Origin of the sequence: Solibacillus sp. FSL W7-1464, from assembly GCF_038004425.1 — a bacterium.
In the GTDB taxonomy this organism is placed as follows: Bacteria; Bacillota; Bacilli; order Bacillales_A; family Planococcaceae; genus Solibacillus.
Window position 1 is genome coordinate 1,178,494 of the sequence record NZ_JBBORC010000001.1, and the last position, 19,161, is coordinate 1,197,654.

Below are 19,161 nucleotides of genomic sequence, written 5' to 3' on the forward strand. Positions count from 1 at the left end.
TATATGTATGAACAGGGGTGAAATAAAAATGAAAGAAACGAAGAACCAGTTCGGTAATGGCATAGAGAATTTTCGGGATTTGAAGCATCTCTATAATTTGCAGCTGGCTTATGTCAGAAAAAAGGGGATTCATTTTTCGTTTGTTCTCGTGAAATATACAGATGATGCTTCCGCAAGTTATGAAGATTTCTATCAATTAGTAAAAGATCATTTACGTAAGTCGGATTTTGTTTTTGCGCATCAGTCAAAACAATATATCATTCTTCTTCTGTCAATCAGCAAAGTAATGGAATCACAATCTTTTCTAAGCCGGCTTCAATCTGCACTATCACCGTTAAAAATGCCGCTTGTCGCCGTTATAGCAGAAATAGCGAATTCTTTGCATCCGCTTGAAGAAGTGCTGGAAGCTGGTGAAGCAAAATTGTTGGGCCTGGATTTTTCAGATGCTCAAATAGTGGCAATTCCACATTTTGCGGAAAAAGAGCGAATCAAGATGAAGATAAGCATAATTGAAAATGATCCTATTACACAATCTATTTTTTCGAATCTGTTTCATAATCTGGAAACAGCTGAGCAGAATTTGGAGGTTAAGGTGTTCAATGACGGACTTGAATTTGTAGAATCAGACTGGTACCGAAGTGAGCATCATCATATTGTCGTGCTGAATGATATTTTACCTAGGAAAAATGGCTTTGAGGTTTTGCATTATTTGCGCGGTTTACCTAATGAACAAAAGTATTTAATTTTATTCATATCATCGCGCAATTCCGAGGAAGCCCAGCTTTACTGTCTTGAAAATGGTGCTGATGCTTACTTTGTCCGTCCCTTTAATTTGAAGATATTTGAGATTCGCATTAAAAATCATTTGAGAAGGTCGCGGTAATATGATTGATCGCCAATTTTTAGTCGGTGCGGTCATAGTGGGCGCCATCTTGCTGATTGTTGTTTTGTGTATATTTATATATTTAGTGTATAAAGGGATGCAAAGAGACCGGATCAATGAAAAGATGAATGCATATTTCGAACAATATCAAACGGAATGGTATAACTACCTCGTTTATAATGAACCGCTGGACCACAGGCCGGATGATACTACGATGAGGGCGATTGATCAACTGTTTGTATCATATCTGACCACACTTAATAATGAGTCTATTCACCGGAAAGTTTCCGAATATGCGGCATTGAATATGCAGAATTACTATGTCGAGCAAATAAAAAGCCGTGATCGATCGGTCCGTTTGAATGTATTGCAACGTACATTATTGCTGGAGCTGGAATTTTTAGTACCGATCATTGAGCGGCATTTAAAAAATAAACGCGATTATGAAATGGAAGAATATTTATTGATGCTGCGTGTAGTCGCAAAATATAATCGTAATTTGTTTTTTGCCCATGTTTATAAACCGAGATTACCGTTGGATGACTATGAATATAAACTTTTGTTGTCGACGATTGATGAGGGCTATATCGACTATTTCACACATCATTTTGAATCCTTGCCAATCCAACTGAAACTGGCGCTGCTTGATTATCTGAGCCTGAGCACAAATGTAAGCAATGATTTTCTCTCTTTCTATGAGCTTTTGTTGGCATCGGAACAGCAGGAGATAAGAATCCGGGTTCTAAAGGCGATTGCCTCATTTGGTATGATTTCTGATTTACAGTTATATGAACGCTTCGTCGTTTCTTCCAGCTGGGAAGAAAGGCTGATGATGGCGAAAATTTTGCGGTTTGAAAAAAAAGAGGAATCGTATCGGTATCTTCAGCGGTTAATCACGGATTCGAATTGGCAAGTACGTAAACAGGCCGCCTTATCCTTACTCAATATGCCAAAGGGACAAGTAATATTAAAGCAAATAATCGACAGTAAAAATGATTTGTATGCAGCAGATATGGCAAGGGAAGTCCTAAAGTTAGGGTGATGTCAAATGAATACAGATAAAATACTATATTGGTTCAACGAAGTGTTCAGTTCCCTGATCTTCATATATATGTTAACAGTTATTGCGGTTTATACATTAATGTTGATCTTTGCTTTTTTTCAGTTGAGAAAAGACAGGAATCTGGACAAGCATCTGGAAGGGAAGGTAAATTTGAATGCAGTTTATTCAAAGCCTGTATCAATCATTGTCCCTGCTTATAATGAAGAAATCGGAATTATCAGCACGGTTCAGTCATTACTGACGCTTGAATACCCGCAATATGAGATCGTGATTGTAAACGATGGTTCGAAAGATGCGACATTGCAGACGGTGATCGATGTCTTTCAGATGGAGCCTGTTTTCCGGACAGTGCAGAATCAGCTGCCGTCAGCGGAAATCAAGGGCATTTATCATTCGAAACTCCACTATAACATTGTTTTAGTAGACAAGGACAATGGAGGAAAGGCGGATGCGTTAAACGCAGGCATTAATGTCTCGAGATTTCCATATTTTTGCTCGATTGACGGTGATTCGATTTTATCCACTAAATCTTTGCTGCAAGTGATGAAGCCAATTGTCTCGTCTAACGGGAAAGTCATTGCTGCAGGCGGAAGTGTGCGTATAGCGAACGGTTCGGAAATCGAATACGGCAGTGTTCTGAAGTCGGTTGTGCCGAATAACCCGGTTGTCGTCATGCAGATTATTGAGTATTTACGTGCATTTTATATGGGGAGAATTGCGCTGAGCCGTTTTAACTTATTATTAATAATATCTGGTGCATTCAGTGTCTTTTCGAAAGAATATACAATAAAAGTCGGCGGCTACAATAAGAATACGATTGGTGAAGATATGGAACTGGTCGTCCGGCTGCACCACTATTTACTAAAAAATAAAATAAAAAAATCCATTGAATTTATTCCCGATCCGGTATGCTGGACAGAAGCACCGGACAATTTAAAGGATTTAAGAACACAGCGGAGACGATGGCATCAAGGGCTGTTAAGCAGTCTTATGCTGAACCGCGGGATGTTGCTCAATCCGAAATACAAACAGATCGGTCTAATATCTGTTCCGTATTTTGTCTTTGTTGAATTGATCGGTCCGATTATTGAACTGCTGGGCTATCTGTATGTTATTTTATCCTTTGTGATAGGGAGTATTTCTTGGGAACCCGCACTTACATTATTTGTCCTGTTTTTAATTTACAGTACCGTAATCTCGATGTTTTCCATTTTGCTTGAAGCTTGGAGTATGGGAACTTATCCGCGCATCAGGGATTCCGTGAAACTTTTACTGTATTCTTTGTCGGAAGTATTCTGGTTCCGCCCGCTGATGGTTGTTTTCCGCCTTCAAGGATTCTGGTACTTTATTCGGGGCAAAAACGAGTGGGGAAGCTTAACTCGTTCTGGATTGCAAAAGAAAGCAAATGATACTGTATAATATAAACTAAGTCGATAGGCGGAAGTTCTCCGTCTATTTTTATTGTTTCTCTTTATTACATTTTACATATATAAAAGGAGTATTGGACATAGGAGAAAAAATTGGATGTATAATCTTAACGGAAAAAGGTGATATATTAGTAATTAACATAGAAAACAGATTGAGAGGGTCGCGATAATAATGGGAATTGAAGAAATTTTGATGGGGATCTTAATTATCTGTAGTGTAATGCTTTTTATCTTACTATGTATTTATAGTTATACGATTTATCAAAAGAACAGAAAGAAACGCGCTTTCAATAACATAAATGACTATATCCAGGAAAATGACAGGGACTGGTATAATTATTTAGTTTTAAACAAACCTCTTGGGCATCATTCAAACAAGAAAATGGAATTGGCAGCAATTGATACGATATTGGTTTCATATATTACAACAATGAATAAAGACGAAATTCGGGAAAAAGCTTCAACATATGCTGTGTTAAATATGAAAAATTACTATGTGAAGCAAATGATGAGCCGTGATGAATCTGATCGCCTCCATGCTTTACAGCGCACACTGATTATTGAGCTTGAATTTTTAGTTCCGTTGATCGAACGTCGTTTAAAAGAGAATCGTACGGGTTCTGTGAAAGAGTATTTATTAATGTTACGTGTAATGGCGAAATATAATCGGAATTTATTTTTGGCACATTTGTACAAACCTCGATTGACTTTTCGTAACGATGAATACCATATGCTGCTGGCGAATATGGATGAAAATTATCTGGAACATTTTAAAGACCGTTTTGAAGAGCTGCCGATTCAGCTGAAGTTAGCGTATTTGGAATCTTTATGTCTGAAACAAAACTTAAATAGTGCATACCTTCAATTATTTGAATGTTTACTGAAATCCGAGTGTGCCGAAATTCGTCTGCGTGCATTAAGAGCTATTTCTTCGTTTGGCGAAATTTCGCATATAAAGCATTACGAAAACTTTGTTCAGTCCTCTCTTTGGGAAGAGCGCCTGTTACTTGCGGAAATTTTACGTTTTGTTACAGAAGAGAAGTCCTATACTTATTTGCAAACGTTATTGCAAGATTCGAATAGCAATGTCCGTAAGCAGGCAGCATTATCGCTTATGGATTTACCGGACGGAAAAACGATACTCCAGCAAGTATCCGGGAGCGGGGAAGAAAGCCCGGCAGCAACAGCAGCGGGAAATAGTGCGGTAATTTAACAAGTAGTTAAAAAAATAGGCTTTGTATAGTGATTTATGCTATTATAAAACACGTTGATATTTTTCTTCATTAAGTGAATGAAGAGCATGCTACCGGCGAATTTAAAGATGCAGCGTTGCCGGAGTAAAGTATATAAGTGCTAACCTTGAAAGGATGATATAAATTATGAGTTACGAACGTACGAAAACCGTATCTCTACATACATTAGGGTGTAAAGTAAACCACTATGAAACAGAAGCTATTTGGCAGCTATTTAAAGAGCAGGGATATGAGCGTACTGAGTTCGATCATCAGGCGGACGTGTATGTTATTAATACATGTACAGTAACAAACACCGGCGATAAAAAATCCCGCCAAGTAATTCGCCGTGCCATTCGTCAAAATCCGGATGCGGTAATATGTGTAACGGGCTGTTACGCACAAACGTCACCGGCTGAAATTATGGCGATTCCAGGGGTCGATATTGTTGTTGGGACACAGGACCGCGAGAAAATGCTTGGATATATCGATCAATACCGTAACGAACGCCAGCCGATCAATGCGGTACGCAATATTATGAAAAACCGTGTGTATGAGGAGTTGGATGTACCGGCATTTACTGACCGTACTCGTGCCTCACTGAAAATCCAGGAAGGCTGCAATAACTTCTGTACGTTCTGTATCATTCCTTGGGCGCGCGGCTTAATGCGTTCACGTGATCCGGAAGAAGTTATTCGCCAGGCACAGCAGCTTGTTGATGCGGGTTATCTGGAAATCGTCCTTACAGGCATTCATACAGGCGGATACGGACAAGACTTCAAAGACTATAATCTGGCACAGCTGTTACGCGATTTGGAAGCACAGGTTAAAGGTTTGAAACGTTTGCGTATTTCTTCAATTGAAGCATCCCAATTAACAGATGAGGTTATTGAAGTACTGCAAAACTCTGAAATTGTGGTAAACCATTTACACATTCCGATTCAATCGGGTTCGGATACGGTATTAAAACGTATGCGCCGTAAGTATACGATGGAGTTTTTCGCAGAGCGTCTTGAAAAGCTGAAAATCGCTTTGCCGGACCTAGCTGTAACTTCTGACGTAATCGTAGGTTTCCCGGGTGAAACAGAAGAAGAGTTTATGGAAACATACAATTTCATCCGCGATCACAAATTCTCGGAGCTTCATGTATTCCCGTATTCTCAACGTACAGGTACACCTGCAGCGAGAATGGAAGATCAAGTTGACGAAGAAATCAAAAACGAACGTGTTCACCGTTTAATTGCGCTGAATGATCAGCTAGCAAAAGAATATGCTTCCCGTTTTGAAGGGGAAGTACTGGAAGTGATTCCGGAAGAACGTTTTAAAGATGGCGACAATGAAAACTTATATGTAGGTTATACAACAAACTACTTAAAAGTTATTTTCGAAGGAACAGAAGAAATGGTCGGACAACTTGTAAAAGTTAAAGTTACAAAAGCTGGCTATCCGTACAACGAAGGACAATTCGTTCGCGTACTGGAAGGCCAGGCAATTTAATATTGTGTTTCGACATAATTAAATAATTTTATGAAAAAAGAGAGATTGCACTGTGCAATCTCTCTTTTTGTGTTAGATGACATTACTTGCTGTGAAAAGATTAATTAGTTGTTCGTAGTGAAGGCGGCGACTCCTAGGAGATAAGCACGATGTCTGAGATAAGGAACAAAAGCTAAGAACGCCACGTCCTGTGGCAACGCTTTTGTGACCAACTTCGTGTTGGCCTCGTGCCCCTGGAAAGCGACCGCCGCAACGAAGAACAACGGCTAAGAAGCAGGCACTAAATTAGCCAGCTCTTTTTATTTCCATAAAAATAGGGTAGAGAAAATAGTGTGTGCAAGTTTTCATAATCGGGCGAAACATAATGTACTTTTTAGGCAGCAGATTAATTTACAAAAAGTTAGTCGTAAACGAATGGAAATTTAAGTATATTATGAGGGAGACAAGCCAACACTATAATTTGAAACATTGTGTTTATCCCGATTACAAGTAAAGAAGGTGAGCAATTTATATGAAGAAAATATGGATGTTTGCTGCAATTCTATTTATTTTATATGGTTGCACGGAGAAAAAGGAAGAACCTACAGTGGAAAGTGAATCAGCTATGGTGGAGGTCAAAATCCCGACAGAAGTAGCCCAACATTACGGCTCGCTTAATATTGAGCACAAGGTATCGGATATTTTTAAAACAATTCAGCCAAATGGTGTCGTTTCTTTAGAAATGAATCAGCAACAGTTAACTGAAATTGCGCAACAAACGGAACAGTTCCTGGAACAGTACAAAGAGACGAGTGAAAAAAGCCCGGAAAATGGAATTATGCATATCGATGCAGATGAAGACTATTCGAATTGGGAAATTGTATTGTCGGATGATTTACTTTTAGGACAGGAAGCATTTGATTTGGCACAAGAGTATTTAATCAAAAATATTTTAACGTACCAGTTAGTCCATCGTAATATTCCCGAGTTGAATATACGGTATATCACAGATTCAGGAGAACCTTTGGACAGAAAAAATATTCGTACAAAGTTTACCTATTCGGATGAATAATTTAAGTTGTCTGATAATTTGCGTCAATTAAAATACATGCTAAACTATAGATGTACGGACAACTAATGTTTAGTAAAAGGAGTAATGAGAAATGACTCAAAATTATGCAGTAATGATTGATCATACTTTATTAAAAGCTGAATCTACAAAAGAACAGGTAGAAAAAATTTGTGCAGAAGCGAAAGAGTACGGTTTTGCTTCAGTATGTGTAAACCCGACATGGGTGAAATTCAGTGCAGAGCAATTGGCTGGGACAGAAGTTAAAGTATGTACAGTTATCGGCTTCCCGTTAGGTGCTACAACTTCTGCAGTGAAAGCATTCGAAACAAAAGACGCTATTGCAAATGGTGCCGGCGAAATTGATATGGTTATTAATATTGGCGCTTTAAAAGATGGCAATTATGATTTAGTTCGTGAAGATATCAAAGCAGTAGTAGACGCTGCAAATGGTACATTAGTAAAAGTAATTATTGAAACTTGTCTATTAACGGATGAAGAAAAAGTAAAAGCTTGCGAACTTTCTGTTGAAGCAGGTGCTGATTTCGTTAAAACTTCTACTGGATTTTCAACAGGTGGAGCAACAGCGGAAGATATCGCTTTAATGCGTAAAACAGTCGGTCCGGATCTTGGTGTGAAAGCTTCCGGCGGTGTTCGAAGCCTGGAAGATATGCAACGTATGATCGAAAATGGGGCTACTCGAATTGGTGCTTCATCTGGTGTTGCTATCATGAATGGTCTAAAATCAGATTCTAATTACTAATTCGATAGTTTTTGTTGACTCTTTTTTAAGGATACGCTATACTACTTTAGTACACATTAGCTAACAGTTAATGCATGTATGACGTGTGTTCGGAGGGAGGGAAAGAGAGATGTCAAAAACTGTCGTTCGCAAAAACGAATCGCTTGAAGATGCTCTTCGTCGCTTCAAACGTACTGTATCAAAATCAGGTACAATTCAGGAAGTTAGAAAGCGCGAGTTCTACGAAAAACCTAGCGTTAAACGTAAAAAGAAATCAGAAGCTGCACGTAAACGTAAGTGGTAATTTTCCCTGTAAAAACCCTACGTTCATAACACGCAATTTTCAGATTTAACTGAGCAGACAAATGATATACCCCGCAGTTATTTATATAACTGCGGGGTATTTGCATTTGTTTTTATTCTCCAAATCCCCCATAATAGAGGAGAGAAAGAAAGCGTTTTCGAGAAACCTTTAATAATTCGCAGCAAATACCGTATAATTGGTATATGTTAGCAAATAATAACGGAGGAAGTTTTTCGGGGATTTTAAAAAAATTGAAACTTTTCTTATTCTCATCCGTAGAATTAACTGTACATAACTTTGCTAAAGGGGTGATAAAATTGAAACGAACGAAAGGATTTAGTTGGATTTTTCTGATGGTCATGTCATTCGTCTTAATACTCCCTTCTTTAACTGTATCCGCGAATGGTAAAGGTAAAGTATATGAAATTGCCATCAACAATGAAATTGAAAAAGGGTTGGTGGAGCATCTCAAACGAGGATTTGATGAAGCGAAAAGCAATAATGCAGAAGCAATCATTCTTAATATGCATACACCGGGCGGATTTGTTACAGCGGCTTCGGATATAGGCAGAATGCTGGACGAAATCGAGATTCCGGTCATTGCTTTCATCAACTCGGATGCACTTTCGGCTGGGGCGTATATTGCCTTACATGCCGACGAAATCTATATGACACCAAACGCAACGATGGGTGCAGCAGCGGTTATTGATTCTGCAGGCAACACAGCAGGAGAGAAGGCGGAAAGTGACTGGCTTGCAAAAATGACAGCAGCTGCCGAAAACTCCGGCAGGGAAGCTAAATATGCGAAGGCAATGGTCAGAAATGACTATGATTTGCCGGAACTAAGAGCGCCTAAAGGAAAGCTCCTCACGTTAACTGCCAAAGATGCGGAAAAAGTTAAGTACTCAAACGGTACTGTCGCTTCGATGACAGAACTGCTTGAAAGAGCAGGGCTTGAGGACAGCGATGTTGTCAAGGTGGAGCAGACATTTGCCGAAAAACTGGCACGCTTTATTACAAATCCGATTATCGTTCCTATTTTGCTGTCGATTGCAAGTATCGGACTAGTTGTTGAGCTGTATTCACCAGGCTTTGGTGTTGCAGGGACAATGGGGCTTGCTTCGTTAGGTATGTTCTTCTTTGGACATATGATTGCCGGTTTTGCCGGATATGAAACCGTCATCATTTTTGTAATCGGGCTTATTTTACTCGTTGCCGAGCTATTTGTACCAGGTGGCATAATTGGTATTATCGGTGGCGCATTAATAATAGGAAGTTTGCTGTTTGCAGGGGAAAGCTTTGTTCATATGGCTTATTCGATTTTAATCGCAATGATAATTGCAGGTATAGGAATGGTGATACTTATGAAATTCTTCGGGAAAAAGTTGCATATGTTTAACCGTCTCGTGCTGAGAGATGCAACGACGACGGAAGAAGGTTATGTTTCAAACAAAAACCGAATTGAATTAATAGGCAAGACAGGGCAGGCTATTACGCCTTTACGACCATCAGGGACCGTTCTTGTTGATCAGGATCGTCTTGATGTTGTAACACAGGGCGGATATATTGATGCTGGTAAAACAGTTGAAGTAGTAAAAGTAGAAGGCTCTCGTATTGTCGTAAGAGAATTTATTGGAAGAGGTGGAGAATAAGTATGAATATGTTGGCAGATGCAGGAACAATTACATTAATTGTCGGATTAGTCATTGCATTTATTATCCTGGCAGTATTTTTCACATTTGTTCCGGTTGCACTATGGATTAGTGCACTAGCAGCAGGTGTAAGAGTAAGTATTTTCACATTAATCGGAATGCGTTTACGTCGGGTAATTCCTTCACGTATTGTGAATCCGTTAATTAAGGCTCATAAAGCTGGTTTAGAAGTAACAATCAACCAATTGGAGTCACACTATTTAGCAGGTGGTAACGTAGACCGCGTTGTCAATGCATTAATCGCGGCACACCGTGCGAATATTGAGTTAACATTTGAACGTGCTGCAGCAATTGATTTAGCTGGTCGTGACGTTTTGGAAGCGGTACAAATGTCGGTAAACCCGAAAGTTATTGAAACACCATTTATTGCCGGTGTTGCGATGAACGGGATTGAAGTAAAAGCAAAAGCGCGTATTACAGTACGTGCCAACCTGGACCGCTTAGTCGGTGGTGCTGGTGAAGAAACGATCGTTGCCCGTGTTGGTGAAGGTATCGTATCGACACTAGGTTCTAGTGAATCACATTCAAAAGTACTGGAAAATCCGGATCTGATCTCTCAAACGGTATTATCGAAAGGTTTAGACTCTGGTACGGCATTCGAAATTCTGTCGATCGATATCGCGGACGTTGATATCGGTAAAAACATCGGTGCCGAGCTTCAAATCGAGCAGGCACAGGCAGACAAAAACATCGCTCAGGCAAAAGCCGAAGAACGTCGTGCAATGGCCGTAGCAAGCGAGCAAGAGATGATTGCAAAAGTTCAGGAAATGAAAGCGAAAGTAGTAGAAGCAGAGGCAGAAGTTCCAATGGCTCTTGCAGAAGCGCTTCGTTCTGGCAACTTCGGGATTATGGATTACATGAACTACAAAAATATTCAGGCGGACACATCAATGCGTGATTCGATTTCTAAAGTTTCGAATGACGACAACAACAAAGATCCGAAAAACAAATAATCGAGGAAAGGAGTGAGCACTAAATGGAAGGACTTATCATTATGGTGATTGTCTTTATTGTCAGTTCTTTATTGGGCAAAGGTAAAGAACAACAGCAAAAAAAAGAATCAAAACAGATGCCGCCATTTAGCAGTCAACCTGCTCCTCGAAAACAGGAAGTTGAACGCCGAACAGAGCAAAAACGTCCGAAAACGTTGGAGGATTTTGCGAATGAAGTATTCGGTCAGCTGAATGAAAAAGTAAAACCAGTAAGTCAAAGAGTAGAAAGAGAGCTCCCTAAACAAGTAGAAAAGCCTGTTGAAGTTGCTCGCTCTACAGTGGAACCAGTAACGGAGAAGATTCATAATGCTCGTTCATTAAAGGAGCGTCCAATTGTTGCAATGGCCAAAAAAGAAGCAGAAGCCTTCCAAGTCGTGCCATCGAACAAACGTGATTTAATGCAGGCCATTATTATGACAGAAGTTCTAGGTCCCCCTAAAGCAAGAAGAAAATAATATGAGACTACCTATTTCTACGTAATGTGGAAATAGGTAGTTTTTTTATAGGATATAATGTAGTGGCGGATATAATGGCCTAACAGAAGTTGATTGGAATGGAGGGCGGCAGACTCCTGCACATAATAGTTAGATCTATGAACATATCAAGTCGTTGCTTCTGCGGTGGTCGCAATAAATTGCCACCATCCTCGGCGCAAAGAATGAGAGACAAACAAGTTTGACTCTCATTCTTGCCCGCGGAAAGCGTCCGCCCGCAATGGAAATCAACACACATTATGAAACAAGCAATTAAATTTCTGTGGAACCGGGTATATCTTTTAGGAGAGGGGGAAACAGACATGAAAAAAAGATGGATGTCATTGTTAATACTTATTTTAGTACTGGCTGCATGCGGTAAGGAAGTAGCAGAAACGGATTCTGCGACGGATGGCTCGGCTACTGTATTCGAGAGTGAAGAGTCATTGACACATAATATGGAAGGGGTCGCTTTAAATCTCGATTATACACTTCAGAAAGTTTCCGCTGAGCCGGGTGAATTGATTCTTGAAATTAACGGCACTCTTGAAAATGAGTACAGCCAAATTGTTTATTTTACACCGGATTTTACAATTCAAACACCGGAGCAGGATGAGATAGAGCAGCTGTCGTCTTCTGTTGAGAATGGACAAATTATGGTGAACCCACAAATGGAAACGACTTTTAACGTGACGTATTTGATCCCTCAGCACGTTTATGATGAAAATTCATCGCTGAACCTACAGGTGCCGGCTGCATATAAGGAGCCGGAAAGCGACAGTCCCGGTGATGCGCTAGGTGACTTTGCGAATTGGGAAATTCCTATAAAATAATCTATACATGCCTTCTTTTTTCCAAGCATATAGTGACGTAAAAAGGAGGCTTTTATTGAAAAATTTATTTCCTAAAAACAATAAATTGCAAATCACCTCTTTTATGGATATCCGCTATGATGGTTCCTATACGATAGGTGATGTTACCCCGACCGAATATAACTGTACGACTAAAGATTTTACGATGTATGTTCATGCAGGGGAAGTGGAAGTCCAGCATTTATTCGAAGAAGGGTTTCTAATTCAATGTAAAAATCTGCAGAAGCTTACGATTGAGCGGAATGCAAAATGAACAGATCCTATAAAAAACTAATAACGATTAAACTTAAGCAATCTAAAGAAGCAAGCACTTTCATCATGCTGATGAAAGAGCATAAAATTCAAATTTTCCATTTGAAATTTCAAAAGAACGAAATAACTTTTCAAGTAGCGCATAGTAATTTGTCTTTACTGCGCAAACTAAGAAAAAAAGCGAAAGTAAAAATTACAATCCGTTATAGCGAGCCTGAGAGAATTCTGCAAAAAGATATGGTTACGGCAATTGGAATGATTATGCTAATCATCCTCCCGATTATTCTGTCCCGGTTCGTATGGCAAGTCGAAGTTGATGCCGCTACAATCGAGCTCGAAGATGAAGTAGCACTCTATTTACAAAATGAAATGGGTGTGAATTTTCCTGTACCCAAAAAAACGTTTTTATCCGATAATGAAATCCGACAGACGATGATGAAGGAGTTTCGGGAGTTTTCATGGGTACATATTATGAAGAACGGAAGTAAAATTACGATCAACCCGCAATTGGCACCAAAGATTGAACCCGTTCCAAAAGTGAACAAGAATCAGCATTTAGTGGCGAACAACAGTGGTGTCGTCACTCATTTCCAAATTGAACGGGGTGTACGTCAAGTTGAACAGAATATGACGGTATACAAGGGAGATGTTCTCGTTTCAGGTTTGCTGCAGCATGGGGAAAAAGAAATCGTTATCGGTGCAGAAGGAGAAGTATTTGTTGATTACTGGCTCGAAACGTCATTTTCCGTTCCGAAATCAATTGAAATGGAAGTATTGGATGACCATGGCTGGAAGTATGATGTGAACTGGGAGAAAATCGGGACAGCGATCGAACAGATGTCCATTGAACCGTTAAAGTCTGTTGTCACGTATAAGCCTTATCGAATGTTTCATAAAAAAAAGGAAAAGATAAGTGAAAAGGATGTAGAAACAATCATCATGCCGTTATTGCATGAAAAGATGATTTCTTCATTACCGCTTGAAACCGCCATAAAAGCAGAAAAACTTTTGCACGTCTACAGTGATGATGATACAGTTAAAGGGAAAGTCTTGTATTTAATTAATGAAAATATCGCACAACCACATCCAATTCACCAAGGAGAATGAGTATGTCAGAAAAATATGTTGAGCTCCAAATCGACAATCCGAATGAAGCTGTAATGCTTTTAGGAATGTCAGATGCAAATATAACATTGATTGAAGAAACTTATAGCGTACAAATTATTACGCGTGGGGAAGTCATACAAATCGCAGGCGATGATTTAGAAAAGAAAAATCAAGCATATGCCGTTTTGGAAGCGTTATTGAAAGTTATACGAAAAAATATTAATATCGATCAGCGTGATGTATCGACAGCTATTGAAATGGCCAGCAAAGGTACGATTGAATATTATGCGGAGTTATATGATGAAGAAATTGCGCGTAATACAAAAGGGAAGCCGATTCGTGCAAAAACGATCGGACAGCGTGAATACATTCGGGCAATCCGTCATAAAGACCTGATTTTCGGAATTGGACCAGCCGGAACCGGTAAAACGTATTTGGCGGTTGTGATGGCCACACAGGCATTAAAAAATGGCCATGTAAAACGTATTATTTTAACACGCCCTGCTGTTGAAGCCGGGGAATCATTAGGATTTTTACCGGGTGACTTAAAGGAAAAAGTAGATCCGTATTTACGTCCGCTCTATGATGCCTTACATGACATTTATGGACAGGAACAGACGCAGCGCCTGATCGAGCGCGGGACGATAGAAATCGCGCCGTTAGCGTATATGCGTGGCCGAACACTGGATGATGCCTTCGTTATTTTAGACGAAGCTCAAAATACGACGCACCAGCAAATGAAAATGTTTTTAACCCGTTTAGGTTTTGGCTCGAAAATGGTCATCACGGGTGACAAAACACAAATAGATTTACCTAAAAACACGGAATCCGGTCTGATTATTGCAGAGCGTACATTACGCTATGTAAAAGACATTCACTTCCAAATACTTGAGCAGGGCGATGTTGTCCGTCACCCATTAGTAGCGAGAGTAATACAGGCTTACACAGAGCAGGAGTTATAAAAAGGGAACTTTCAACTTTTATTGTAAGGTTGAAAGTTTTTTTATTCGGAAAAATAGCATGAAACTTATTGGAAAAATTTACGTATATAAACTAAGAGAAGGGATTGATGTCATCGTTAACCGCTGGAAAGACATTTATTTCAAAAACATACGTACTTTTCGTAACACCAAACATATAAATTTGATAAAATGTACATAGAAACAAAGGGAGGTGCATGATCATAGAAAGATTAAACAAGCTCATCCAACTAATCAGCTTTCGCGCACTGTTAATCATCGTACTTGCGGCTGCTGCACTTCTGCAGTTTTTCCTGATGATTGATAATGTCCGGGGCGTTACATATGATATCCAGCTAACTGAATTATCACCGGAAACCATTCGGTCAACCAAGACAGTGGAGGATACGGTAAAGACGGAAATAGAAAGGGAGAATGCGGAGAAAGCCGTAGATCCTGTATACATATATAAAGATGAAGTGCCAAGTCAGCGTGCAACTTTTGTAGCAACCATTTTTGATATCGCATTGGAAGTGAAGAAGGATATTGCAGAGGCTGAGGAAGAAGTGCCGCAGTCCGAACAAATAAAAAAACTGCGTTCAGGATTAAAAGATATTTTTGATAATCAGCAAAATCTGATTTTATCAGATGCACAGCTGCTGAATGTATTAAGTGCACCACTAGCAACACTTGAATCAACACGTGATGCATTATCGACATTGGTTGAAGTGAACTTAAATTATCCACTTCGTAAGGATAGCTTGCTGCCGTATCGAAATGAACTGGAAAGCAAGATCCGTCAACAGCCTTCGATATCCGAGGGGTTAATGAGTGTGGCTATTGCAATAGGCCGTGCAGCGATCGTTGAAACCGAAGTGCTGGATGAAGAAAAAACGGCGATTGCGAAACAGCAGGCAAAAGACGCAGTGGAGCCGACACGTATTTTGCAAGGGCAGATTATCGTTCAGGAAGGCGAAGTCATTACACGCGAAATTTACCGCCAGCTTGAACTATTGGGGATGCTAGACAGTGAAGAGTCGATTAAACCGATTGCAGGGTTAATCATTTTGATCTTACTGCAGATGACTTTCCTGTTTGTTCTGTTTGATCGCTCGGAAAAAGACATTGCTTCAAAGCGCAATGAACTGCTCGTTACCATTATTGTGTATGCGATTGCGTTAATTATGATGAAACTGATTGCACTGATTTCATCGAATTTCGATCTGATGATTGCCTTTATTTTCCCGTCAGCATTAGTGACAATGCTTGTTCGCGTGCTCGCCAATGACCGCGTCGCAAGTATATTAACAATTATTACTGCTGCATCTGCTGGCATTATCTTTCATGAAGGATTATCCGGTATTTTGCAGATGGATACAGCGCTTTACATTTTATTTGGCGGATTTGCGTCGATTATTTTTATGCGCAGTCTGGAAAAAAGAACGGATATTTTGCAGGCGGTTGGTATTGTAACGCTTGTTAATATTGTATTTATCGCATTTTATATGCTGATGGCCCAGTCAGGCTACGGAATGAAAGAGGTTTCGTTTTATGTAGCTGCGGCAATTATTTCGGGACTGTTATCTGGTGCATTGATGATGGGTCTTCTGCCATATTTCGAAACGGCTTTCGGAATTTTATCGGTCGTGCGTCTTATCGAATTATCGAATCCGAATCACCCGCTGTTAAAGAAAATTCTGACGGAAACACCCGGTACGTATCACCATAGTATAATGGTTGCGAATCTGGCCGAAGCGGCATGTGAAGCGATCGGGGCTGATGGCTTGCTGGCAAGAGTAGGCTGCTATTATCATGATGTAGGAAAAACGCGAAGACCTCTATTTTTCATTGAAAACCAAATGGGGACAAATCCTCATGATACGATGGCACCCGAAAGTAGTGCGGAAATTATTATTGCGCATACTACAGATGGGGCAGAGTTATTGCGCAAGCATAAAATGCCACAGGAAATCATAGATATATGTCTGCAGCATCATGGGACAAGCACTCTGAAATTCTTTTTGTTTAAGGCTAAGGAAGAAGGGAAAGAATTGGACGAAAGTATATTCCGATACCCGGGTCCAAAGCCACAGACGAAAGAGACCGCAATCATCAGCATTGCGGACAGTGTGGAAGCGGCAGTCCGTTCGATGCAGCAGCCAAATGCAGAGAAAATACAGAAGCTTGTGCAATCGATCATTCAGGATCGTGTGCAGGATGACCAGTTTGATGAATGTGATATTTCGTTAAAAGAACTTAAAAAGATAGAAGACGTATTATGTGAAACATTGAATGGAACGTTCCACTCGCGTATTGAATATCCAAAGGAATAGTAGGAGGGAACAACATGTTATTAATTGATTTTTTAGATGAGACAAATGAAGTACAAGAATCCCACTTGGAGTTGGTGGAAAAATTACTTCAGCATGCAGCAGAGCAGGAAAGAATTGAGGATGGCTCGGAAGTGTCCGTGACGTTTGTGACGAATGAAGCGATCCATGAAATTAACCGTGAATACCGCGACAAAGATCAGCCTACTGATGTCATTTCGTTTGCAATGGAAGAAATGGGGGAAGGGGAAATACAAATTGTTGGTGAAGGGATTCCGCGAATTTTAGGAGATATTATCATTTCGACAGACCGTACACGTGAACAGGCTGCCGAATATGGACATACATTTGAACGTGAGCTCGGCTTCCTGGCTGTTCATGGCTTTTTACACCTGCTGGGCTATGATCATATGACACCGGAAGATGAAAAAGTCATGTTCGGGAAGCAGGATACGATTTTGCAGTCATACGGCCTAGGTCGGGATACAAATGAACGTCCGTAAATTTTTACGTTCTTTTCGCTATGCAATGGAAGGACTCGTTACGGCTGTACACGAACAGAATTTCAGATTTCACTTAGTGAGTGCCGTCATTGTTATTATGGCAGGCTTATTGACAGGACTATCGACCATCGAATGGTGCATCATCATTTTAGTCATAGCGTTTGTCATAGGAACTGAGCTGATCAACACGGCAATCGAGCGTGTTGTGGACTTGGCATCACCCGAAATTCATCCGCTCGCCAAGCAGGCGAAGGATGTTGCGGCAGGTGCTGTACTTGTTTTTGCGCTCGCAAGTGTTATAATCGGACTACTCATATTTTTACCAAAATGGTTTTAAAAATAATGTTTTGGGGGAACCAAAGATGAACATGGAACAATTAATGGAACAATCAAAAATTGCACGTGAATTTGCTTATGTACCTTACTCGAAATTTAAAGTAGGTGCGGCGTTATTAGCGGAAGACGGTACAGTGTACAATGGCTGCAATATCGAGAATGCAGGATACAGCATGACAAACTGTGCGGAACGTACGGCGTTTTTCAAAGCAGTGTCAGAAGGCAATATGAAATTTAAAGCGCTGGCAGTCGTAGCAGACACACCGGGTCCATGTTCCCCATGCGGAGCTTGTCGACAAGTAATGAGTGAATTTTGTGCACCGGACATGCCCGTCTACTTAACAAATCTGAATGGTGACGTTCAACAAACAACGGTAGCTGAGCTGATCCCGGGTGCATTTAATACGGAGGATATGAAAAATGCAGGAAAATAAAGGTTACAAATCGGGTTTTGTCTCGATTGTAGGTCGTCCTAATGTGGGCAAATCAACATTCTTAAACCGAGTGATCGGGCAAAAAATTGCGATTATGTCTGATAAACCACAAACGACACGTAATAAAGTACAAGGTGTACTAACACAACAAAACTCTCAAACAATCTTCATCGATACACCGGGGATTCATAAGCCGAAACATAAACTTGGCGAATTTATGCTGAAAACTTCCCGTAATGCATTGCGCGAAGTCGATGTGATCATGTTCATGGTTAACGCTGAGCAGGCAATCGGAAAAGGTGACGAGTTCATCATCGAACTGCTGGAAGGCAATAAAACACCGGTATTTCTGATCATCAATAAAATCGATTTAGTGCATCCGGATGAACTGGTAAAAATCATTGATTCGTATAAAGATAAGTTCGACTTTGCGGAAATCATTCCAATTTCGGCATTACAGGGCAACAACGTGGAAAACTTATTGACGACAATCGAAAAGTATTTGCCGGAAGGGCCTCAATATTACCCGGCAGACCAAGTAACGGACCATCCGGAACGTTTCATTATTTCTGAGTTGATTCGTGAAAAGGTATTGCACTTAACACGTGAAGAAATTCCTCATTCAATTGCGGTTGTGATCGAGCGCATTAAGCCACATGAAGAAAAAGAAAATATGATTCATGTACAGGCAACAATCATGGTAGAACGCGATTCTCAAAAAGGGATTGTCATCGGGAAACGCGGTGCCCTTTTAAAAGAAGTCGGTTCACGTGCCCGCCAGGATATTGAAATGCTACTAGGCTCAAAAGTATACTTAGAGCTTTGGGTAAAAGTTCAAAAAGACTGGCGTAACAAGCAAACACATTTACGCGATTTCGGATTTAGAGAAGACGAATATTAAGATGAAGCGAAGGAGGCTGGGACATAAGTAAAATGACCGTTAAATAACAGGAAGCACTTTGTTAAATAACGGATATTTTGCAAAATTGATTGGA

Annotated in this window: 20 protein-coding genes; all 20 read left to right on the forward strand. The window is 40.1% G+C overall.

Translation table 11 applies throughout. The features are described from left to right. Nucleotides 1-28 precede the first annotated feature (28 nt). The 20 genes from MKZ25_RS05545 to era all read left to right on the forward strand — a co-directional run bounded on the left by MKZ25_RS05545 (nt 29) and on the right by era (nt 19,067). The gene (locus MKZ25_RS05545; RefSeq protein WP_340800600.1) at nt 29-883 is read left to right on the forward strand and encodes a response regulator transcription factor; all 855 of its coding nucleotides are present in this window, start codon (nt 29-31) and stop codon (nt 881-883) included. A gap of 1 nt (nt 884) precedes the next feature. Further along, entirely contained in the window at nt 885-1,925 is a 1,041-nt protein-coding gene (locus tag MKZ25_RS05550; protein WP_340800601.1) for a HEAT repeat domain-containing protein, read from the forward strand. A 6-nt stretch (nt 1,926-1,931) separates the two neighbouring features. Continuing rightward, entirely contained in the window at nt 1,932-3,365 is a 1,434-nt protein-coding gene (locus MKZ25_RS05555; protein WP_340800602.1) for a glycosyltransferase family 2 protein, read from the forward strand. 180 nt (nt 3,366-3,545) lie between these two features. Continuing rightward, the gene (locus MKZ25_RS05560; RefSeq protein WP_340800604.1) at nt 3,546-4,586 is read left to right on the forward strand and encodes a HEAT repeat domain-containing protein; all 1,041 of its coding nucleotides are present in this window, start codon (nt 3,546-3,548) and stop codon (nt 4,584-4,586) included. Between the two features lie 166 nt (nt 4,587-4,752). Then, on the forward strand, nt 4,753-6,102 hold the full coding sequence (gene mtaB / locus MKZ25_RS05565; protein ID WP_340800605.1) for a tRNA (N(6)-L-threonylcarbamoyladenosine(37)-C(2))-methylthiotransferase MtaB: 1,350 nt from the start codon (nt 4,753-4,755) through the stop codon (nt 6,100-6,102). Nucleotides 6,103-6,613: 511 nt separating this feature from the next. Continuing rightward, entirely contained in the window at nt 6,614-7,153 is a 540-nt protein-coding gene (locus MKZ25_RS05570; protein ID WP_340800606.1) for an adenylate cyclase, read from the forward strand. A 91-nt stretch (nt 7,154-7,244) separates the two neighbouring features. Next, entirely contained in the window at nt 7,245-7,913 is a 669-nt protein-coding gene (gene deoC, locus MKZ25_RS05575; protein WP_340800608.1) for a deoxyribose-phosphate aldolase, read from the forward strand. A gap of 109 nt (nt 7,914-8,022) precedes the next feature. Beyond that, nucleotides 8,023-8,196: a 30S ribosomal protein S21 gene (gene rpsU, locus MKZ25_RS05580; protein ID WP_004227078.1), complete on the forward strand. Its 174-nt coding sequence runs from the start codon at nt 8,023-8,025 to the stop codon at nt 8,194-8,196. A 317-nt stretch (nt 8,197-8,513) separates the two neighbouring features. After that, entirely contained in the window at nt 8,514-9,848 is a 1,335-nt protein-coding gene (locus tag MKZ25_RS05585; RefSeq protein ID WP_340800609.1) for an NfeD family protein, read from the forward strand. Nucleotides 9,849-9,850: 2 nt separating this feature from the next. Beyond that, complete coding sequence (gene floA / locus MKZ25_RS05590; protein WP_340800610.1) at nt 9,851-10,861, forward strand: flotillin-like protein FloA; 1,011 nt, start codon at nt 9,851-9,853, stop codon at nt 10,859-10,861. A gap of 23 nt (nt 10,862-10,884) precedes the next feature. Then, on the forward strand, nt 10,885-11,355 hold the full coding sequence (locus MKZ25_RS05595; RefSeq protein ID WP_340800611.1) for a hypothetical protein: 471 nt from the start codon (nt 10,885-10,887) through the stop codon (nt 11,353-11,355). A gap of 341 nt (nt 11,356-11,696) precedes the next feature. After that, the gene (locus MKZ25_RS05600; RefSeq protein WP_340800613.1) at nt 11,697-12,206 is read left to right on the forward strand and encodes a hypothetical protein; all 510 of its coding nucleotides are present in this window, start codon (nt 11,697-11,699) and stop codon (nt 12,204-12,206) included. A 55-nt stretch (nt 12,207-12,261) separates the two neighbouring features. Continuing rightward, complete coding sequence (locus tag MKZ25_RS05605; RefSeq protein ID WP_008403137.1) at nt 12,262-12,498, forward strand: hypothetical protein; 237 nt, start codon at nt 12,262-12,264, stop codon at nt 12,496-12,498. Then, entirely contained in the window at nt 12,495-13,604 is a 1,110-nt protein-coding gene (locus MKZ25_RS05610; protein ID WP_340800614.1) for a sporulation protein YqfD, read from the forward strand. The genes MKZ25_RS05605 and MKZ25_RS05610 overlap by 4 nt, the downstream gene beginning before the upstream one ends. A 2-nt stretch (nt 13,605-13,606) precedes the next feature. Next, the gene (locus MKZ25_RS05615; protein WP_008403135.1) at nt 13,607-14,566 is read left to right on the forward strand and encodes a PhoH family protein; all 960 of its coding nucleotides are present in this window, start codon (nt 13,607-13,609) and stop codon (nt 14,564-14,566) included. A 215-nt stretch (nt 14,567-14,781) separates the two neighbouring features. After that, nucleotides 14,782-16,896 carry an HD family phosphohydrolase gene (locus MKZ25_RS05620; RefSeq protein ID WP_340800615.1) on the forward strand — a complete coding sequence of 705 codons (2,115 nt, stop codon included), beginning with the start codon at nt 14,782-14,784 and terminating at the stop codon, nt 16,894-16,896. 14 nt (nt 16,897-16,910) lie between these two features. After that, nucleotides 16,911-17,396, forward strand: coding sequence for an rRNA maturation RNase YbeY (gene ybeY / locus MKZ25_RS05625; protein ID WP_340800616.1), 486 nt, complete (start codon nt 16,911-16,913; stop codon nt 17,394-17,396). Then, on the forward strand, nt 17,383-17,733 hold the full coding sequence (locus tag MKZ25_RS05630) for a diacylglycerol kinase family protein (RefSeq protein WP_340800617.1): 351 nt from the start codon (nt 17,383-17,385) through the stop codon (nt 17,731-17,733). Before ybeY ends, MKZ25_RS05630 begins: the two co-directional genes overlap by 14 nt. Nucleotides 17,734-17,758: 25 nt before the next feature. Then, nucleotides 17,759-18,166: a cytidine deaminase gene (locus MKZ25_RS05635; protein WP_340717765.1), complete on the forward strand. Its 408-nt coding sequence runs from the start codon at nt 17,759-17,761 to the stop codon at nt 18,164-18,166. Beyond that, nucleotides 18,153-19,067: a GTPase Era gene (gene era, locus MKZ25_RS05640; RefSeq protein WP_339175687.1), complete on the forward strand. Its 915-nt coding sequence runs from the start codon at nt 18,153-18,155 to the stop codon at nt 19,065-19,067. The genes MKZ25_RS05635 and era overlap by 14 nt, the downstream gene beginning before the upstream one ends. Nucleotides 19,068-19,161 lie beyond the last annotated feature (94 nt).